The organism is Bradyrhizobium sp. F1.4.3, from assembly GCF_040548375.1.
Classification (GTDB): Bacteria; Pseudomonadota; Alphaproteobacteria; order Rhizobiales; family Xanthobacteraceae; genus Bradyrhizobium.
This window is the reverse complement of record NZ_JBEPRN010000026.1, coordinates 30,842-48,020: the sequence shown is the minus strand read 5'-3', so window position 1 is coordinate 48,020 and position 17,179 is coordinate 30,842. Positions and strand designations below refer to the sequence as shown.

14 protein-coding genes and 2 pseudogenes are annotated in these 17,179 nt (G+C 60.0%); 2 read left to right on the top strand and 14 right to left on the bottom strand.

What is annotated here, in order from left to right:
* Positions 1-442 precede the first annotated feature (442 nt).
* The 4 genes and pseudogenes from ABIB73_RS35725 to ABIB73_RS35710 form a co-directional block, all read right to left on the bottom strand.
* Positions 443-973 (bottom strand): annotated as a pseudogene (locus tag ABIB73_RS35725) (transposase); the annotation flags it as partial.
* 544 nt (positions 974-1,517) lie between these two features.
* Positions 1,518-2,987, bottom strand: coding sequence for a M16 family metallopeptidase (locus tag ABIB73_RS35720; RefSeq protein ID WP_354231946.1), 1,470 nt, complete (start codon positions 2,985-2,987; stop codon positions 1,518-1,520).
* The gene (locus ABIB73_RS35715; protein ID WP_354231944.1) at positions 2,906-4,300 is read right to left on the bottom strand and encodes a M16 family metallopeptidase; all 1,395 of its coding nucleotides are present in this window, start codon (positions 4,298-4,300) and stop codon (positions 2,906-2,908) included. The genes ABIB73_RS35720 and ABIB73_RS35715 overlap by 82 nt, the downstream gene beginning before the upstream one ends.
* Positions 4,301-5,005: 705 nt before the next feature.
* Positions 5,006-5,182: a hypothetical protein gene (locus ABIB73_RS35710; protein ID WP_354231942.1), complete on the bottom strand. Its 177-nt coding sequence runs from the start codon at positions 5,180-5,182 to the stop codon at positions 5,006-5,008.
* Between the two features lie 621 nt (positions 5,183-5,803).
* On the opposite strand from ABIB73_RS35710, the gene ABIB73_RS35705 reads away from it, so the two are divergent.
* Positions 5,804-6,514: an SPASM domain-containing protein gene (locus tag ABIB73_RS35705; RefSeq protein WP_354231940.1), complete on the top strand. Its 711-nt coding sequence runs from the start codon at positions 5,804-5,806 to the stop codon at positions 6,512-6,514.
* 818 nt (positions 6,515-7,332) lie between these two features.
* On the opposite strand, the gene ABIB73_RS35700 is transcribed toward ABIB73_RS35705, so the two are convergent.
* The 8 genes and pseudogenes from ABIB73_RS35700 to nifH form a co-directional block, all read right to left on the bottom strand.
* Positions 7,333-8,004: a hypothetical protein gene (locus ABIB73_RS35700; RefSeq protein ID WP_354231938.1), complete on the bottom strand. Its 672-nt coding sequence runs from the start codon at positions 8,002-8,004 to the stop codon at positions 7,333-7,335.
* Positions 8,005-8,121: 117 nt separating this feature from the next.
* A complete protein-coding gene (locus ABIB73_RS35695; protein ID WP_148774735.1) occupies positions 8,122-8,418 on the bottom strand; it encodes a ferredoxin family protein in 297 nt (98 codons plus the stop codon).
* Between the two features lie 41 nt (positions 8,419-8,459).
* Complete coding sequence (locus ABIB73_RS35690) at positions 8,460-9,767, bottom strand: FAD-binding protein (RefSeq protein WP_354098761.1); 1,308 nt, start codon at positions 9,765-9,767, stop codon at positions 8,460-8,462.
* A gap of 10 nt (positions 9,768-9,777) precedes the next feature.
* A complete protein-coding gene (locus tag ABIB73_RS35685; RefSeq protein ID WP_354098760.1) occupies positions 9,778-10,893 on the bottom strand; it encodes an electron transfer flavoprotein subunit alpha/FixB family protein in 1,116 nt (371 codons plus the stop codon).
* A 1,108-nt stretch (positions 10,894-12,001) separates the two neighbouring features.
* On the bottom strand, positions 12,002-12,334 hold the full coding sequence (nifW, locus tag ABIB73_RS35680; RefSeq protein WP_354098798.1) for a nitrogenase stabilizing/protective protein NifW: 333 nt from the start codon (positions 12,332-12,334) through the stop codon (positions 12,002-12,004).
* A gap of 222 nt (positions 12,335-12,556) precedes the next feature.
* Positions 12,557-12,640: pseudogene (locus tag ABIB73_RS37670) on the bottom strand (hypothetical protein); the annotation flags it as partial.
* Between the two features lie 35 nt (positions 12,641-12,675).
* Positions 12,676-13,380 carry a nitrogen fixation protein NifQ gene (locus ABIB73_RS35675; protein ID WP_354098759.1) on the bottom strand — a complete coding sequence of 235 codons (705 nt, stop codon included), beginning with the start codon at positions 13,378-13,380 and terminating at the stop codon, positions 12,676-12,678.
* Positions 13,381-13,447: 67 nt separating this feature from the next.
* The gene (gene nifH, locus ABIB73_RS35670) at positions 13,448-14,338 is read right to left on the bottom strand and encodes a nitrogenase iron protein (RefSeq protein WP_085398584.1); all 891 of its coding nucleotides are present in this window, start codon (positions 14,336-14,338) and stop codon (positions 13,448-13,450) included.
* Positions 14,339-14,876: 538 nt separating this feature from the next.
* Between nifH and ABIB73_RS35665 the strand changes: the two genes are divergently transcribed.
* Positions 14,877-15,431 carry a peroxiredoxin gene (locus ABIB73_RS35665; RefSeq protein WP_085398579.1) on the top strand — a complete coding sequence of 185 codons (555 nt, stop codon included), beginning with the start codon at positions 14,877-14,879 and terminating at the stop codon, positions 15,429-15,431.
* 81 nt (positions 15,432-15,512) lie between these two features.
* On the opposite strand, the gene ABIB73_RS35660 is transcribed toward ABIB73_RS35665, so the two are convergent.
* Together ABIB73_RS35660 and ABIB73_RS35655 are read right to left on the bottom strand one after the other, a co-directional pair.
* Entirely contained in the window at positions 15,513-15,707 is a 195-nt protein-coding gene (locus ABIB73_RS35660) for a hypothetical protein (protein ID WP_085398580.1), read from the bottom strand.
* 431 nt (positions 15,708-16,138) lie between these two features.
* A complete protein-coding gene (locus ABIB73_RS35655; protein WP_354098758.1) occupies positions 16,139-16,297 on the bottom strand; it encodes a hypothetical protein in 159 nt (52 codons plus the stop codon).
* Positions 16,298-17,179: the final 882 nt, after the last annotated feature.

Below are 17,179 nucleotides of genomic sequence, written 5' to 3'. Positions count from 1 at the left end.
ACGAGACCGAACTTGCCGTCACAAACTGCGCATCGCGCGGCACCGCCAGATCTAAGACTTTCGGAGCAGTTGGGCATTGTACTCTCCTCTTGGCTTTATCGCAGCTGTTCGTCGATCATCCTTTTTTCACTGTCGCACTTGATGAGCCTGTGCGCGTTTCCAACGCATGCAGCCTAAGACGATCACGATCAGCAGCTCAATTGAACGTAGGTAATCGTCCGGCATCTAGATGGGTGACGGAACAATACGAAGGTTTAGGGCGCTCCTCCTTAAAGCCGACCACTTCCGCAATGGGTCTTGGTTGTGTGGAAACGGATAGCTCAGAGGCGGCCGTGGTCGACAATCGTTCCAGGCCGCCAATGTTTTCGCTTCGGAGCGTCTAAGTAGCCGGCCAAGGTGGTTAAGCGACGCGCGGCGTCGCCTTTGGCGCACTTCGCCGCCTTCAACTAGCGCGGATGGCTGCAATCAGGCCCGGTTTGCCGACGATGTTCATCGCCCTTGTGAGGTTATAGGCGAGAACATGCAGCGCCATCTCAGCGGCTACATTCCCTAGGCGCTTCATCAGGAAGTGGGTCGCACCCATACGGGCTTTGATCGTGCCGAAGGGATGCTCGACTCTCGCGCCGCGACCGCATGGCGTCGGGATTGGAATCGAGCCGTCTCTGGACCTCCTCGACCACATGCTCATGCTCCCAGCGCGTTATGCGGCGCTCCTTTGACGGCGTGCATTGGCTCTTGATCGCGCAGCCTTGGCACGCTGCTGTCGACCAGTAAACGGTGCAGCGTCATTCCGTGCTCGACGTTGGTGTAGTGATAGGCAGCCGCTGGCCGGATGGGCAGCGGTAGACGTCCTCATCAGGCAGATAGGCGAAGTCCTGTTTGCCGAACCCCCGAACCGGCCTTCCGCCTTGGCATTCGACGTCATGGGCTTGGGCAAGGTGACTGCAACGCCAGCCTGTTTGCAGACTAGGACTAACCCCATCCCGCTTTAGGTTAGTTGGCCTTGTCTCACTGATCCCTTCACTTCAGATCACGAAAGCCCATTCATGAAAGCGGCTTGCGGGAAACCTGCACGAGCCATCTGAGCGGCGGGCAAGCCCTTCAATGGGCGCCTCCCCCGACCTGACACTCCGAGGACGGGAAAGTTGTCCACATGGGGAAACGAAACTTGAACAGATAGCAGTGAAAGCTGTGAACCAACTGCCGAAGAGCGTGGTGCGGGAAATCCGCAGCCACGTTCTGTGGGAACCGGGGGCGGGCCACCGCCTCCGGTGACCCGGTGGGCGGAGCTTCGAGGCTCCCCCTATCCCGATCGATCACTTTCGGGGATCCCGTCAGCGCAAGGGGGGAGGGAGCCCGTCGGCCAATGCGCCCCTTACTGATCCCAATGACTTCGGAGTCATCTGCAACGCGCTGTGAGGTGAGAGCCCCGTTCAGGCTCCCTCCCCCTTGCGGCCCCTTGCGGGGGAGGGGGTAGGGAGAGGGTAAGCCGCAACGGAGGTGCGCGTAGGAAAACGTCAGTTCGATTTCGTCGCTGGCGCTGCCGCCGGTTGCGCTGCGGCCTGCGGGGCGCGGCCGACGATGACGGTCAAAAGCCCCTGGCCCCACAGCCGCTTGGCGGCGGCTTTGGCGTCGTCCAGCGTCACCGCATCGACGATGGCATTGCGCTTCTCGATATAGTCGATCGGCAGCTTGTCCTGCTGATATTGCAGCAGTGCTTGCGCGAGCTTGGAGGAGGTATCGAGCGCCAGCATCTGCGAGCCCTTGAGGTAGGATTTGGCCTCGTCGAGCTCCTTCTGCGTCGGGCCCTCGTCGGCGATGCGACGCACTTCCTTCTCGATGGCATCCATGGTGTCGCCGGCGCGGTCGGCGCGGGTGCCGGTGTTGCCGATGAAGATCGCCGAATGCTCCATCCAGAGCAGCGATTCGAACACGGAATAAGCCAGCCCGCGCTTCTCGCGGACCTCGCGATAGAGCCGCGAGGACAGGCCGCCGCCACCGAGGATGTGGTTGACGACATAGGCCGCCATGAAGTTCGGATCGCTGCGCTTCACGCCGGGGCCGCCGAAGGTGATCACGGTCTGCGGCACGTCGAGCGGCACGAAGGCGCGCTGCGGCGGCCTTGCCGCGTCGATATCGGGGACCGGCACGAGATTGGCCTTGGCAGGCAGGCTGCCAAAGGTGTGGTCGAGCAGCTTGCCGAGGGTGGCGGGATCGACGTCGCCGACGACCGCGATCTTCAGCGTATCCTTGGCAAGCACGCGGCCGACATAGTCCTTCATGTCGGCGACCGTGATGGTCGGCACGCTCTCCAGCGTGCCAGTGGTCTGCTGCCCGTAAGGGTGATCGCCGAACGTCATCTCCAGGAATTTGCGGCTCGCGAGCGAGCTCGGGTTGGTGGTGTCGCGGCGCAGGCCCGAGATCACCTGTGAGCGGATGCGCTCGACGTCGGCGGTGTCGAAATGCGGCGAGGTCAGCGCGCTCCTGAGCAGGTCGAAGGCTTCGTCCTTGTTGTCGCGCAGCATCCGCAGGCTGCCGCGGAACGTATCGCGGGTGGCGCTGAAGGAGAGCTCGATGGCGCGGCGGTCGAGCCGCTCATGGAACGTCTTGGAATCGAGATCGCCGGAGCCTTCGTCGAGGAGGTCGCCGACCAGATTGGCGACGCCGGGCTTGTCCTTGGGATCCTGCGCCGAGCCACCGGCAAAGGAATATTCCATGGCGATCAGCGGTACGGTCGCGTCCTGGACGAACCAAGCCTCGATGCCGCCCGGCGAGACCAGGTGCTGGATCTTTGCTGCCGCCTGTGACGGCGAGACCGCGGTCAGCGCGAGTGCCGCACCGGTGACGAGGGACAGCGCGAAGTGCCTTATGTGTAGGAAGTGTCTTGCGCGAAGGAAGGAATGGTTCACGAACGCTTCTCCTCGCGCTTGGCGGGTGTGGTGTCCTTGATCAGATAGCCCGTCACCGAGCGCTTCTTCTCGAGCCATTTTTGCGCAGCTCCACGGACCTGTTCAGCGGTGACCGCGCGGATGCGATCGGGCCAGCTCCTGATGTCCTCGATCGACAGGCCCGTGCTCAGCGCGCCGCCATACCAGCGCGCCAGGACAGCCTGGTTGTCCTGGGCGTAGATCGCCTCCGCGATGAGCTGGGTCTTGACCCGTTCGAGATCCTCGGCGCGGATCGGATTCTGCACGATGTCGGCGATGACGCCGTCGATGACCTTTTCGACGTCTGCGAAGCTGACGCCGGACTTCGGTGAGGCCGAGACCGCGAACTGGGCCGGGTCGAGCGAGGTGCTTGAATAGCTGGCGCTGGCGGAAACCGCGAGCGGCTTGTCGACGACGAGTGCGCGGTAGAGATAGGAGTTGTTGCCGCTGCCCATCAATTGCGCGAGCACGTCGAGGGCTGCGCTCTCGCCGGCCGCGGCCGTCGTTGCCGAGGGCACCAGGTAGTAGCGTCGCAAGCCGGGCTGCTCGACGCGTGGGTCGGACAGCGTGACCGTGCGCGGTGCGGCCGGCTCCGGCTCCTGCGGGCGGATGCGCCGGGCGGGGATCGCCGGCTGGGCGGGGATCGGACCAAAATTGCGCTCGACCAGCGGGCGTATGTCGGCGGCCTCGACGTCGCCGGCGATCACCAGGATCGCGTTGTTCGGCGCGTAGAAGCGGCGGTAGAAGGCGAGCGCGTCCTCGCGATTGAGCTTCTCGATCTCCTGGTGCCAGCCGATCACCGGGCGGCCGTAGGGATGGTTGAGATAGAGCGCGGCCATGATCTGTTCGTTGAGGCGCGCGTCAGGGCTGTTGGCGACGCGCATGTTGTACTCTTCGAGTACGACGTCACGCTCGGGCAGCACGTTCTCGTCCTTGAGGATCAGGCCGGTCATGCGATCGGCCTCGAACTCCATCATGGTCGGCAATTGCTCGCGCGGCACACGCTGGTAGTAGTTGGTGTAATCGACCGAGGTGGAGGCGTTCTCGTTGCCGCCGACGCGGAGCACGGTCTGGGAAAATTCGCCGACCGGATGCTTCTCGGTGCCCTTGAACATCAGGTGCTCGAGGAAGTGGGCGAGACCGGACTTGCCCGGCGTCTCGTCGGCCGAGCCGACCTTGTACCAGATCATCTCCGTGACCACGGGCGTGCGGTGATCCGGGATCACCACGACCTGGAGGCCGTTGCTGAGCGTGAAGCTGGCGGGGCGTTCGGAGGTAACCGTGGTCTGGGCGCGGAGGCCGCTGCTTGACAGCGAGGTCGCGCAAACAAGTGCGGCAACGAAAAGGGCGGTCGCTCGGTCTGAGGCCATCATGATCCTTATGGAAGCCCGAACATGCGGTCGGGCGCGAAAGCACGGGCACCCTATACGGCACTGTCCGTGCCGGTCATCACGAAACGGAGAGAGACGCGCCGCCCCGCATTAAGCTTTGCTCATGTGAGGTCCGGCCGCGAGGATGAGATTGTAAAACCATACGTATCGCTGATTGGCGTTAGGTTCGATCGTCTCCGCGCGGAGTGCCAGCGCCTCTCGCGGCAAACCATTCACCTGCCGAAGTTTCCTCACGGTAAACGCGGTACCTCTCGGATAGTCACGCCCGAGAGGGCGTCTCCTTCAAGAACTCTACACACGTCGCATCTGGTTTCTCCATGAATGGCTGTTGGGGAAGCGTTGATTTAAATCTCCGTTGACACCGAGCTCTAGTACGCCAGTTCCGGGCAGAATTCGGCACGGCATCGTGTCCGCAACAATCTGCTGGGTACACCGGACTTCTGCGCGCTCGTTTTCAAGGCGCCAGTACTGGAGGGTCTGTTGCGCAGGATATCAAGGAACGCGCCCGCGCCTCAGTGAGCCAGATTCCAAAAGATCTGCTCGCGCGAACCGCTGCCGTTCATCTCCTCAAAGAATCAAAGTCGAGCTACGTCAATAGAAGGCGAGAGACCACCGCAGTACCGTATCCAGCGATGGGGAATGGTCATCGGGAAGGCGGGACGGGGACCGCTCGATGAGGCAGAGGTTCTACGCGTGCAGCGCATCGCGATCGGCGATGAGCGCTTCGTGAAGCTCGGCTTCCGTACCGAAGCTGGTTTCGTCGGCGACCACGACCGCGAGACGCAAAGACCGTTCCTGGATCATATCAGCGCGCGCCACGAAGATATCGCCTCCCTGGTCCGCGGACCAATCGCGTTTGATCATGCACCACGATCACGATGACGTGGTGCGCGGGGCAGCGGCAACGCCGTCACATTTCATAGAAACCCGCAATTCAACTCATCTTCGAAAGAGCTTGAATCGCACGTAAGGTCTCATATTGTACTTTATCGAGAGCGTAGAACTGCGCCTCGGTTGCCGCAAATTGGGACGACATTCATCGCGAACGTGTCGACTTATGGACATAGTACCGCCTGGCATGAGTGATGCTTATTGAAGTAAACGAGACGTTAGACCAAACCCATCGATGCAAGCGCACTCGGCAGCCGTCCGGTCCTGCTCGACCAGGCGGGAGAGAGCCATGGCGCTTTCTTCATCTTTCGCGGTCGCGCTTGCAACGGTGCCGTGTCGCGCTGATGGGCGACGAACGAAAATGATGCATGAGCGAACTGGCATGAGGGCTACAACTCGACGGTCACCCCTCAAGATTATTCCAAACGGGAAAGCGCGGAAGTGGATAATATCAAATCGATGACTCTACAGGAGCTGCGCTCTGCAGTCACTGGCGGCAGGGTCTTGGAGATAACTACGACAACGGGCTGTGTCGTCGGATGTTCTTATTGCTCGCAGGACAGGTTTGCCCAACGGCAAAGAGCGATATCCGACGTGAAGCATCTTTCTCTGCAGGATTTCAAGCGATGCCTGGCGCACGTACCAGTAGCTGTCGACATTAGCTTTTCCGGGTTTTCGCAGCCTTGGCTCAATCCGGCTTGCACCGAAATGGTTAAGCATGCCTACGCATGTGGCCACGGAATCCGGATTTTCACAACCCTTGCCGGAGTGGATGGGCAGGATCTAAGGCGCTTACGTGCGCTGCAGTTCCGCGTTTTCCTGGTGCAGGTTGTTGATGACGGCACGTCCATGGATAGTGGTCTCGTCACGCGCAACTATGTCGATTTGATACGCCAACTTGTCGACGCCGACATTTCATCACTGCTCTTCATAGTCATGGGCGAGGTTCATCCTGAACTTGTCGGCATCATTCCCGACGAAGCGCTGGTCCGCTTGCGTCCGCCTCGCAGGAGAGCTGGCAGCGGCAAGCTCGAGATGGTTAAAGCACGACCGCCAATCGTTGGAACACTAACGTGTCCCGACGAACGGCAATATCGTAATGTTCTTCTTCCAAACGGCGATGTTACTTTCTGCTGCATGGATTTTGAGCGACGACACGTCTTGGGCAACCTCCTCCGCGACAGGTACGAGGATCTCTTCGAAGGGGCGACTTTTCGCGACATTGCCGATCGCATGAACGGAACGGACGGCTTTCTGCTTTGTCGATCGTGTGAATTCGCTGAACCAATAACGTCCGAGAGCTGATCTTTGAGAGCAGTTTGGCCGCTGCCTGATCGAAGCGAATCGCGAGTCCTGGCGAAGCTCGGCCTTTCAGCTCATCATTACCCAGCCGCGGGGACGACCCTCCGATGAACGGAGGGTCGCCATGGACCGGACTAGCATTTTGTTGGTCGCCGGTCTGCTGGAGGTCGCCTGGGCTACCCGGCGGAATCTGATTGTTATTTCCGTGCCACGCCCTTGTCTTGTCAGGCCCTGGAGAACCCCATCATTCTTCTGAGGCGAATGCCGCTCTCTCTCGAACTCAAAAGGCGGCGTCTTGGCATAACCGTTCCATGGTTTCCAAGAATCAGGGCCGAGATGGTATCGTTCCTGCCGAGCTCGCGACTTTGTGTCTTGCCCCGTTCGCGCTTACGAGAGTTTGAGACCATCTTACTCCTTTGAGCATGGTCGGGAGGACGTGGCGCCAAACCGGACGCTAAAGTGAACATGGATCAACTTGCGCCCGGCAAGCCTGCCATCTGCGGAAAAGCGGCGTCGGCCTCGCCGCTGCTTGGCCGACGTGTCCTGCCGTGATTTCCCTTGCTAGGCTGTTAACGAAGGATTCCCTGATCCGCCAGCGCAGCGCACCGCGCGTGCTGCAACTGAGCACCAAAGCTCAGAACTGCGGATCTTGTGCTCACTATAAAGACCCCGAGCTTGACGCGGCCGGGGACTGCGACCGGGTGTGCATACCGGCTCCGCGTCGGCGATAAACGTTAAACGGAGGACAAAGGAACTACGCCGCGACTTTCGACGCGGTTTTGACCTCTCTGCAGGGACCGTCCTCAAAGCGCCCTGAACCCTCACACGCCGTCGGCAGCTCCCCTCAAGTCCGCGTCCGAACCGATCCCGGCATGACGATCCTTCGCTGGCTCATTCAGGAGCCCGGCGAGCCTGAGGCCTTCAAGGACTCCTTCGAGCCGCTGTTCGCGAATGATTGCGGCGAGCAGCAAAACGGCCTCCTCCCGATGGACGGTGAAGCAGACGTCAGGCGCTTGCGGAACCAAGAAGTCCAGCAAGTCCGGAAGGTCGACAACGTGGTGGCGTAAGGTCGAGACCGCATCATTGGCGAGATAGGTCGCCAAATCCGCATTCGCCGGCGGATCAAAGTCCAAGTCGACCTCGGCGCGCTTCTCGATCGCCTGTCGGATCAAGTCGCCCTGCCGTCTTGCATCCATCGAGAGTATGAGCACCGCATCCGCGAGCTTCTCGCGCGGCAAGCTTCTCAGTTCGGCTATGCATGCCTGGATGTCGCCAACCGAACTCTCACGGCCTACCTCTATTCGCAAGCTGTCGAGCAGCATCCGCGCGTCAGTGGCTGCCCTGCTCTTTTGTACTCGAATCATCATAATGCTCTCCGGCCGGCGATATATCCCCACGATACAATGCGTCGCGCGCTTGTTTTGGATCCGCTCGCTTTGGCTGTCTTCGGGAATATTATGGGGGGAAGCAGCGAAGCTGCGGTTGTCCACCATGCAAGGGCCGGCCCGCGGCCCCGATTGAATGTGCTCGGGTGAAATCTCGAGTCGCGCGCATCTCGTTGCATCGCGGCAACGCCGCATCCTGCCAAAGCCAGGCCCTCCCCTGAAGCTTCAACCAAACTTGAATAGCACACCGTAACCGCCCCGTGGGTAGCTCCACTTGATATCACCGCTTTCTTCGCAGATCACCCGGCAGGTGCCGCACTCGAGGCACCCGTCGACTGTAACCTCAACATGACCTTTATCGTTGAGATCGTAGCACCGTGCTGGGCAAGCCTTCAGCATCGATAGCAGCTGCGACGATGGCGTGGTGTGCGGCCGCACCTTGATATGGGCGCGGCCGGAATCAACAAGATAACGGTTGTAGAATAGTTTGTCCTCGACACGTTGGGATGGCTCGCTCGGCATTGATTCTGGCTCCGTCAATCGTCGTTGTCATTGCTTCGTGATCAGCGCCAGGCCCGGGCAATGCGAAGGGCATCGCTGAACAGTCCACTCCACGATCGCGCCTTGATGAACGAATTCAGCATCAGCTTCTCTTTCTCGAGCTTTGGTGTACCGTCGACGCGCAGGTAATCCTGCATCGCCTTCGAGAAGAGCTGCGGATATGTGAGAAAGAAGTTCTGCGAGTGGGTATGCAACAGTGCCGGCATATCCTTGTACTTCTTCAGGTCCTTGATTACGAAGGAGTCATTCAGCATCTTTTTGTAAAGCGAAAGATTTTTCGCCGTCATGGGATCATTTCGCGATCGGATAAGACAGATCGCTTCCGCCGCGATACGGCCCGACGTCATCGCCAGATTAGACCCCTCGCGATGGATGGCGTTGTTGAGCTGGGCGGCGTCCCCGACGACGACCCAGCCCTCACCACAAAGCTGCGGGATCGCCTTGTACCCACCTTCGGGGATCAAGTGCGCGGAATATTCCTTTACTTCCGAACCCTCGATCAGCGGTGCGACGGAGGGGTGACGCTTGAAACCCTCGAGCAAACCGTAGGGCGTCTCGCCGGTACGCTGGAAGTCGGCAACAAGACAGCCAATACCGAGCGAGATACATTCCTTGTTGGAATAGATGAAGCCCATGCCGGTCATGCCGCGGGAGATGGTTCCGGCAGCTTCGATGACGAGCCCCTCGTCGCCTTTGAGACTGAACCGAGCATCGATTGTCTCGCGCGACAGGAAGTGCATCTCCTTGACCGCGAGTGCCACCTTATCCGGTTGCAGTCGCCCTCTTAACCCCGCACCCGTCCCGAGCACTCCGTTCACCCCCTCGGCCAGCACGACGACATCTGCATGGATTTCACCGCCATCGCGGTCTGTGCGCACCCCGACCACCCGCCCATGTGAATCCTGGAGGAGCTCGGTCACCGTGGTCTCGCACAGGACCGTGGCGCCGGCCTCGCGGACCTTCTGCGAGAACCATTTATCGAACTGAGCGCGGATGATGGTGTAGCGGTTCGGCTTCTCCTCATTGAAATCATCGGAGCGATATTGAAGCCCCGTGTGCGAACGCTCGTCCATGATCCAGAAGCGCTGCTCGACCAGATGCCGCTCAAGCGGTGCATCCTCGCGGAAATCAGGGATCAGCTTCTCCAGCATATCGGCATAGAGGATGGCCCCTTGCACGTTCTTCGACCCCGAATACTCGCCGCGCTCCAGCTGCAGCACTTTCAGGCCGCGCTCGGCCATGGTAAGCGCCGCCGCATTCCCGCCCATGCCAGCACCGACGACGATCGCGTCGAATTTTTCCTCGATCATAACAAGCTCCCTAGCCGGCGATGCGGTCGTGCGAGTGCGGCGACAGCCGCGCGCGGAATGCAGAGGTCAATGCCGGCAACAGTCGAATGGCGTCGGTGACGATACCGATATGGGCGAAGTCGAAGATCGGAGCGTTCTTGTCGGTATTGATGGCAACGATGAGGTCGCCACCCTCCACTCCGACGCGATGCTGGATCGCCCCGGAAATACCGGCCGCGATATAAAGCTTTGGCCTAATGGTTTTGCCAGTCTGGCCTATTTGTCGGTCCGAGGTGACCCAGCCCTTCTGGACGAGCGGCCGCGAACAGCCATATTCGGCGCCAAGCACGTCGGCGAGCTGCTGTACCAGTTGGAAGTTCTCAGGTGATCCCAGACCGAGCCCTCCAGCGACGACCACGTCCGCATAGGCAAGGTTGGACTTTTTAGAATCGCGGTCCGGCAGGAAGGAGAGGACTTTTGTGACGATATCTTCTTCTACAAGCCCGAGCGGATGCGAGATGACGCGCCAGATGGCGCCCGTCACGCGCTCGGGGGTCGGCATCACGCGCGGGCGGACGGTTGCCATCTGTGGACGATAGTTGAGTGTGTAGATCGTGCACAACAGTGAACCGCCAAACGTCGGCCGCGTCGCCGCAAGCGAGCCGTCGGGATCGACATCGAGCTCGGTGCAGTCGGCAGTTAGGCCGGTGAGCAGTGTGGTTGCCACTGAGCCGGCGAGATCCCGGCCGAGTGTAGTTGCCCCTAGGAGTAGGATTTCCGGCTTGTACGTATTGACCAGCTCTGACAGGGCCTTGGTATAGGACTCATTGCGATAGTCGGCCAAGAGATGGTCCGCGACGATATAGGCGAGGTCGGCGCCGTAGCAGAAGGATTCGGCGACTGCCTGCTCCGTTGTCTCCCCGACCGGGCCGATGACAACCGCGGCGAGGTCGACGTTGAGCTTGTCGGCGAGCCGGCGGCCGGCACCCATCAGCTCCCAGGAGACGGGGTGCACAACCCCGCGTTCCTGCTCGATGAAGACCCAGACGTGCTTATACGCCTTAAATCGTTCGGGCAGCTCCCTCTTGGTCGCTGCGCGACCACCACCCGCGGCCGGCGCTGCGCCTTTGGGTCCGGTGCTCATCATCTGTACTCCCATCCGTTGTTCAGTAGCGGCTCGCCAGCGGAGCGCGCTCCGCCCCCAGCTTTGAATTCGCGCTTGAGGATTGCTTCAGTCAAAAGTTCGGCCGGGTGCCCGCCGCCATTCAGTCAGCATCGCCTGGCAGCTGCGCGGGGCCGAGACAGACATTGCTCGAAGTATCGACGACCACGGAATCACGCGTTTCGGGTTCTGCGCGCCAGTCACGCGAGCCGATCGATTGGTCCCTTCATCTTCGAGATGCAATCGAGCTGGAACGGATCGAGGATGTGGCAGAGGCTCGGCTGATATCATTATCCGCAACGTGCTTGCCGGTGAAAACGCGATCCATTGCTCCGAATGCCCTCGAGATCTCGCCGATTGCAGCGACAAGCCCGCAACTCTTGCCGAGAGCACGAGCGCCGGGGTCAAGCCGCCAGTCAACGGCGCCGCGCGACCGGCGCAGGAGGGCAAGGACTGCCCCCGCGAAACCTCGGCCATAGCTCGGCCAACGGGGGTGATTTCGTCGACGAACCTTTGGCGCGGATCACGCCCAGCGTTCAGCTCAGCCAGGTCGGAATATGCGGCCATCGGGTTGGCGTCGCGACGCATCATGGTGCCGACAGGCAGCGCGCGCGAACCTGCGCGACGTCAAAAACACAATCGATGCGAACCAAGATGTGCATGCGCTTCTCCGGACTGGCTGAGCATATGTCAGCAATTGTCGTACCAATTGCGTAGGCGATTAAAATTGGGCGCCAATACAGACTCTTACGGAAGAATTGGTTGGCGGCCTCTCACGAGGATCGAAACATTCGGTAACCGTGCCGAGGCGTGTCCGGAATGCGACAGAAGACAGTCATCCGAATCTGGTGCGTTTTCCTCGCCAAATGTGCGCTTCCCGCTGCCGGCGTACCATTGCAGGAGATAGGTGCGCCATGGGCACCAGCTTGAAAGGATGGACAAACCAGCGCCCAGTCGTGATTGGCCCTTAAGGAGAGCGGAGTAAGTGTTAAAGCTGCGGATCCACGAGGCCACTGCAACTTCCGTTTGAATTGCAAGCTGGAGCTGTCAGCTCCGAACCTTCACGGTCCAGAGCACGAGATGTAAACTCGAGTCACTCCAAGGAACCGAGCTGGACCAGGGCTGGATGCTTGTTCGGTTGTGGCGCTGCCGCATCCTTGAGGACCTTGAACACGCGCTGTTCGATCGGGGAGGACGTGACGAAGTCGGCATAGGCACGCTCAAGCGTAGCCTTACAACGCAAGGCGATGTCAAGATCGGATGCACCGGTCAACTCCTCGCCCGCAAGATACTGACCCATGCGACGCAGGATGTGAAGCCGCGCCACGTTGATGATTTTCTCGTCGTACTCGACGCCGAGCAGTGCAAAAAACTCCTCTGCCGCCGAGGCCTTCTTCAATAGCGAAAGGATGCCGTCCGTCATCATTCTCAACCTCCATTTAGATCCACGCCCAGAAACCATCCGGGCCGAATGTTTCGACTTGATCGCGCGGCCCTGGCTGACCAACCGATCACGCGCCCTTGACGAGGGAGCCCTCGTGATTGTCGCGTCAGATTGCCACCACGCCGGGGCAACCGGCCCTTTGTGCTCGATGGCATGCTTGCGGACGCGCGCGAGGATGGTTTCGGTTTGCTCGGCGGTGACCGACAGCTGCAACTCGGACAACAGCGAAGTGATTGCGACAAACCCTGATTGCTTGGCGATCACAATGCGGTGGGAGCGGCCAAGCAACAGCGGGTCCAGCGCTCGGTAGGGGCGCCGGTCTTTTAAACGGAATCATCGGGACGACGCAGATGATCCCGCCGTCGTCCGGCCATCAGGCTCTCCCCGCTCTCCTCGCCGAAGCAAAGATCAAAATCATTGCATTCCGTGCAGACCGGCGTAGTACACATCGCCAGACCGTCATCTTCGCATAGCATGCGATAGAAGAAGCGCTTCCAGCGCATCTTCTTGGAGTTGCGAGCCGCTAACGGCCCGAAATGGCGCGTCAGGAGGCGGGACAATTCGTCGCGCTTCCGCAGACCGAGATCTTCCCACAAGTGATTGGGCTCCATGGCGCGCCGCGCGATCATCCTCGCCAACCAGCCGCCGACCTCGCTATGGGTAGAACGTTGCGCTAGCAGGAGGTCGCGCAACATAATTGTCTCGTCAGGAGCCGATAACGCGGGCTGTTCGCGCCAGGTACACCTTCTGACCGGGCTGGACGGGAAGTATTGCACTAGGAGCGCATTGAGCTCCTGGTTAGTCAAGCCAGCTCGTTCGGGAAGTTGGCCGCCATCCATAGCGGATGCGGCGAGAACGCAGGCGAGCACATGGCGATCGAAATCGTAGTCATCGCTGATGTCGACTTCTGTTGGATGGCGTCCCGTCAGAAGGCCGTAGAGCTTACTTGCATCGCGCTCCTCGGCGACGTGAGCTGCCGATACAGGAGGTGACACCGTACCGGCCAATTGTCTTTGTGTACCAATCATGAAGGTCCCCCCAGCATCTGAGTGGACGATGTCGGCCTTCCCGGGTCGAGAAGGCCGACATCATGAACTATGCCGAAGCAGCGGCGAGCTCGGCGGCGGTCTTGCCGACCAAGCTCTCGTCGACGGGCTTGATGATGCCGTGCTCCATGAGCATATCCTCGAGCTCGTCCATGCTGATTGGCGTCGGGATAGCGCCTTGTCCGGCGTTATTGTGGATCTTGGTCGCGAGATTGCGATAGTGATCCGCCTGCTTGGAATCCGGCGCGTATTCCAGCACCGTCATGCGGCGCAGCTCCGCATGCTGAACGACATTGTCGCGTGGCACGAAGTAGATCAGCCGGCTGCCGAGCTTCTTGGCAAGAGCATCTGCAAGCTCCAGCTCCTTGTCGGTCTGCCGCTCGTTGCAGATCAGGCCGCCGAGGCGCACGCCGCCGGAATTCGCATACTTCAGAATACCCTTGGAGATGTTGTTGGCGGCATACATCGCCATCATCTCGCCGGACATCACGATGTAGATTTCCTGCGCCTTGTTCTCGCGGATAGGCATCGCGAAGCCGCCGCAGACGACGTCGCCGAGCACGTCGTAAGAGACGTAGTCGATGTCCTCATAGGCGCCATTCTCCTCCAGAAAGTTAATGGAAGTGATCACGCCTCTTCCGGCGCACCCGACCCCCGGCTCCGGACCGCCGGACTCGACGCATCGAATGTCCTTGTAGCCGAGCTTGATGACGTCCTCGATTTCGAGGTCCTCGACGCTGCCTGCATTCGCCGCCAGGCTCAGAATGGTGTCCTGCGCTTTGGCGTGCAGGATGAGGCGGGTCGAGTCTGCTTTGGGATCACAACCGACGATCAGAATCTTTTGGCCCAGCTCAGCAAGGGCCGCCAGCGTATTTTGCGACGTCGTCGATTTACCGATGCCACCCTTGCCATAAAACGCGATTTGTCTCAGCGAAGACATGTTGCTCTCCATCAACCGATTGCCAAATTTTTCGCGCCGAACGCGCGAGGCTGTTTCTCTCTCAGAAACGTAGGCACACGGGTTTCGGGAAGGAGGCCATCGCTCGCCATCGGCGTCGGCATGCCCTCAGCCCTCACTCGTTGTTGCTGCATCCATTTAGCAACTGGCGTGCCATTTCGTTCGCAGGTGCGTCAAGCGCCTGAGCATGCTGGACTAATCGCGCGGCGTCCGAGACCGGATGCCGTGGCGGACGCGACAGCGGCAAGGGCTTTGACAGAAACCGGACAAAGCCCTGGCGCATTGACTCCATTACGAGCGCCCGGCGACAGGGCGCGGAACGGGGAATGCCGGGCCTTAGCCCGAGGCGATTGAGGAGATCATACGGTGCAGATCGGGTTCGAGGACACCGCCATCATCAAAGGCGAATGTTTCATGACCGGCACGGTGGGTACTTGCCGTCAGAGCGGGTGGCATATCGCTTGCTCTGTTAGGCCCGGAACGCAGTTTCCGCGTGACGCGATGTTGTAGTGAGGACAATATGTCTGGAATTGGAAGTAAGTTGCCGCCGTTCGAAATCACAGGCGTGAAGCCCGGCTTTCACCTGCCAGAGGAGAACGGGCAGAGCGCCTTCGAGACGCTGACTGAGACGAGCTTTCCCGGCAAATGGAAAGTCATCTTCTTCTACCCGAAGGATTTCACATTCGTCTGCCCAACCGAAATCGCTGAGTTTGCCCGCCTATCCAAGGAGTTTGCCGATCGCGATGCAGTCGTACTTGGTGGCTCGACCGATAACGAGTTCTGCAAGCTCGCCTGGCGGCGTGAGCACAGGGACCTGCACCGTCTATCGATCTGGCAGTTTGCCGACACCGATGGCGCACTGGTCGATGGCCTTGGAGTGCGCTCGTGTGATGGCATCGCGCATCGCTACACCTTCATCGTCGATCCTGAGAATACGATCCAGCATGTCTATGCGACAAGCCTCAATGTCGGCCGCAGCCCAAAGGACACGCTACGCGTTTTGGATGCGATACAAACTGGTGAGCTCTGCCCTTGCAACCGCGAGATCGGCGGCGACACGCTTAAACCTGCCTGAGGCAACATGTTGAATCGTGCAGTTGAAGAAGCAGCTCCCGCATTCGAAGGACGTCAGACTCGGTACGGTCTAACGTGGAGGCTATTTCTTGGATCCGCTACCCGGCAGAACCACATCGAACCGGCCGTCGTCGAGCTGGCGCATGGCTGCCGTCATCGACGCGACTGTTTTGTCGAGGCGGCAACCCAACAGTAGGGCGAATAGGCCCATGAGCATCGTTGGAAGCCGATCATCCAGATCAGCTTCCTCCGATGTCTTCAGCTCGTATTTCAGCAACCTGCGAATTAAGTCCGGCCGACAAGTCGGAGAGCACCGGCGCAACTCAACCCCCTCATTCAGAATGAGCCGATCCGCCTGCCCAGCTCGAAGGTGTCCGCCGCCACATCAAGAGCATCCAGGGCTGGGAAGTCACCGAGCCGGTGACGCTCGCGACGCAGTCCTTCACCAAGTAACTGATATGGGAGGATCTCGTCGACCGCACAGATTGCCCAAGAGCAATCCCGTCGTGCGTCACCTGATCGATACCCCGACCCACAGCTACGATGGGTCCCGGGCGAGCTTCATCGATCGCGGACCATCGACGATATCGTCGACCCGATCGAACTGTTCGCGCCGCTGTCGGCCGGTTCCTCGCAGATCGCTGCCGTCGTCGCTGCCCAGCGCGGCGCGGGCTATGTACTGTTCGGCCCGCCCGGCAGGGGCAAGAGTCAGACTATCGCCAACGCCATCACCAACAGCCTTGCACACGAGAAGACGGTGCTGCTCGTCGCCGCGACCGCCTCCTTCAATATAGCGTTGATGACCTGGCTGTCCTTGTACGGGCGGTTTGGCGCCCGATGGGTCACGAACAGCGTGCGCGTGGTCATTGGCTCCTCCCGTGGATACCGGATGATCGCTTTACCACAGGGTTACGCACCGAGCGATTTCGGCCAAGAAGCTTGCGCTCGGCCTGCCATCACATGCTTGGCACAAGATCACGTGGCGTGAGGGTATGGCAGAAAGGTTGTCCTCGCGCTTCGCCCGTGTGCGCGTCCGTCCGGCACATCGAGATTAGTGGCGCGGCGAAAGCCGGTCGGAGGAAATGGCTGCCGATCGAGGGGCCGGCAGGCGAAGAGGCGCCGACCAAATATTGGTTGTCAACGCTTCCGGCGAACATTGGCTTCCGTCGGCTCGTCGATGCCGTCAAGCTTGCGCTGGCGCATTGAGCGCGACTACCACGAACTCAAACAGGATGTGGGCCTTGGCCACTTCGAGGGGCGAAGCTGGCGTGGCTTCCACCATCACGCAACACCGTGCATTGCCGCCTACGGATTCTGGTCTCCGAGCGAGAAGCGATTTCCCCCTCAGAAACAGCCTCCACCAAGCTGTTCAAGGAAGCTGCAATTCCCGAAACTTATCGACCGAGGGGGTCCGCCATTGCGGCCTGAGCAACACTCCCAGATTCGATCGCCACCGTTCGGAGAGGATGGAACGCGGCTCTCGTGTCCACACTATTTCGATACCCTTATTGCATCAGACCAATCTGACGTCGAAGTCGGTGCAAATTATGACGCAGTAGGACTGATCGCTACGGATGACGCCGGGGCATTGTTTAATTATGGACAGCCGACGAAAAGCGCCACGCCAATGGGGTCATCCGCACCACAGAGCTGTCGCTAACGGATCCGAAACGGACCTTCGAGAGAGATTAAACATTCGATCACATGATTTTGGTCCATGGCTGACATCTCAAAGACGAATTCTCCCTG

Coding starts and splice junctions, on each gene's coding strand:
- ABIB73_RS35675 (WP_354098759.1), bottom strand. CDS start 13,380: ATGATTGGTACACAAAGACAATTGGCCGGTACGGTGTCACCTCCTGTA.
- nifH (WP_085398584.1), bottom strand. CDS start 14,338: ATGTCTTCGCTGAGACAAATCGCGTTTTATGGCAAGGGTGGCATCGGT.
- ABIB73_RS35720 (WP_354231946.1), bottom strand. CDS start 2,987: ATGGCTCGAGAAGAAGCGCTCGGTGACGGGCTATCTGATCAAGGACAC.
- ABIB73_RS35710 (WP_354231942.1), bottom strand. CDS start 5,182: ATGATCAAACGCGATTGGTCCGCGGACCAGGGAGGCGATATCTTCGTG.
- nifW (WP_354098798.1), bottom strand. CDS start 12,334: ATGATGACGGACGGCATCCTTTCGCTATTGAAGAAGGCCTCGGCGGCA.
- ABIB73_RS35655 (WP_354098758.1), bottom strand. CDS start 16,297: ATGACCACGCGCACGCTGTTCGTGACCCATCGGGCGCCAAACCGCCCG.
- ABIB73_RS35685 (WP_354098760.1), bottom strand. CDS start 10,893: ATGATGAGCACCGGACCCAAAGGCGCAGCGCCGGCCGCGGGTGGTGGT.
- ABIB73_RS35665 (WP_085398579.1), top strand. CDS start 14,877: ATGTCTGGAATTGGAAGTAAGTTGCCGCCGTTCGAAATCACAGGCGTG.
- ABIB73_RS35695 (WP_148774735.1), bottom strand. CDS start 8,418: ATGCCGAGCGAGCCATCCCAACGTGTCGAGGACAAACTATTCTACAAC.
- ABIB73_RS35690 (WP_354098761.1), bottom strand. CDS start 9,767: ATGATCGAGGAAAAATTCGACGCGATCGTCGTCGGTGCTGGCATGGGC.
- ABIB73_RS35715 (WP_354231944.1), bottom strand. CDS start 4,300: ATGATGGCCTCAGACCGAGCGACCGCCCTTTTCGTTGCCGCACTTGTT.
- ABIB73_RS35700 (WP_354231938.1), bottom strand. CDS start 8,004: ATGGTGGACAACCGCAGCTTCGCTGCTTCCCCCCATAATATTCCCGAA.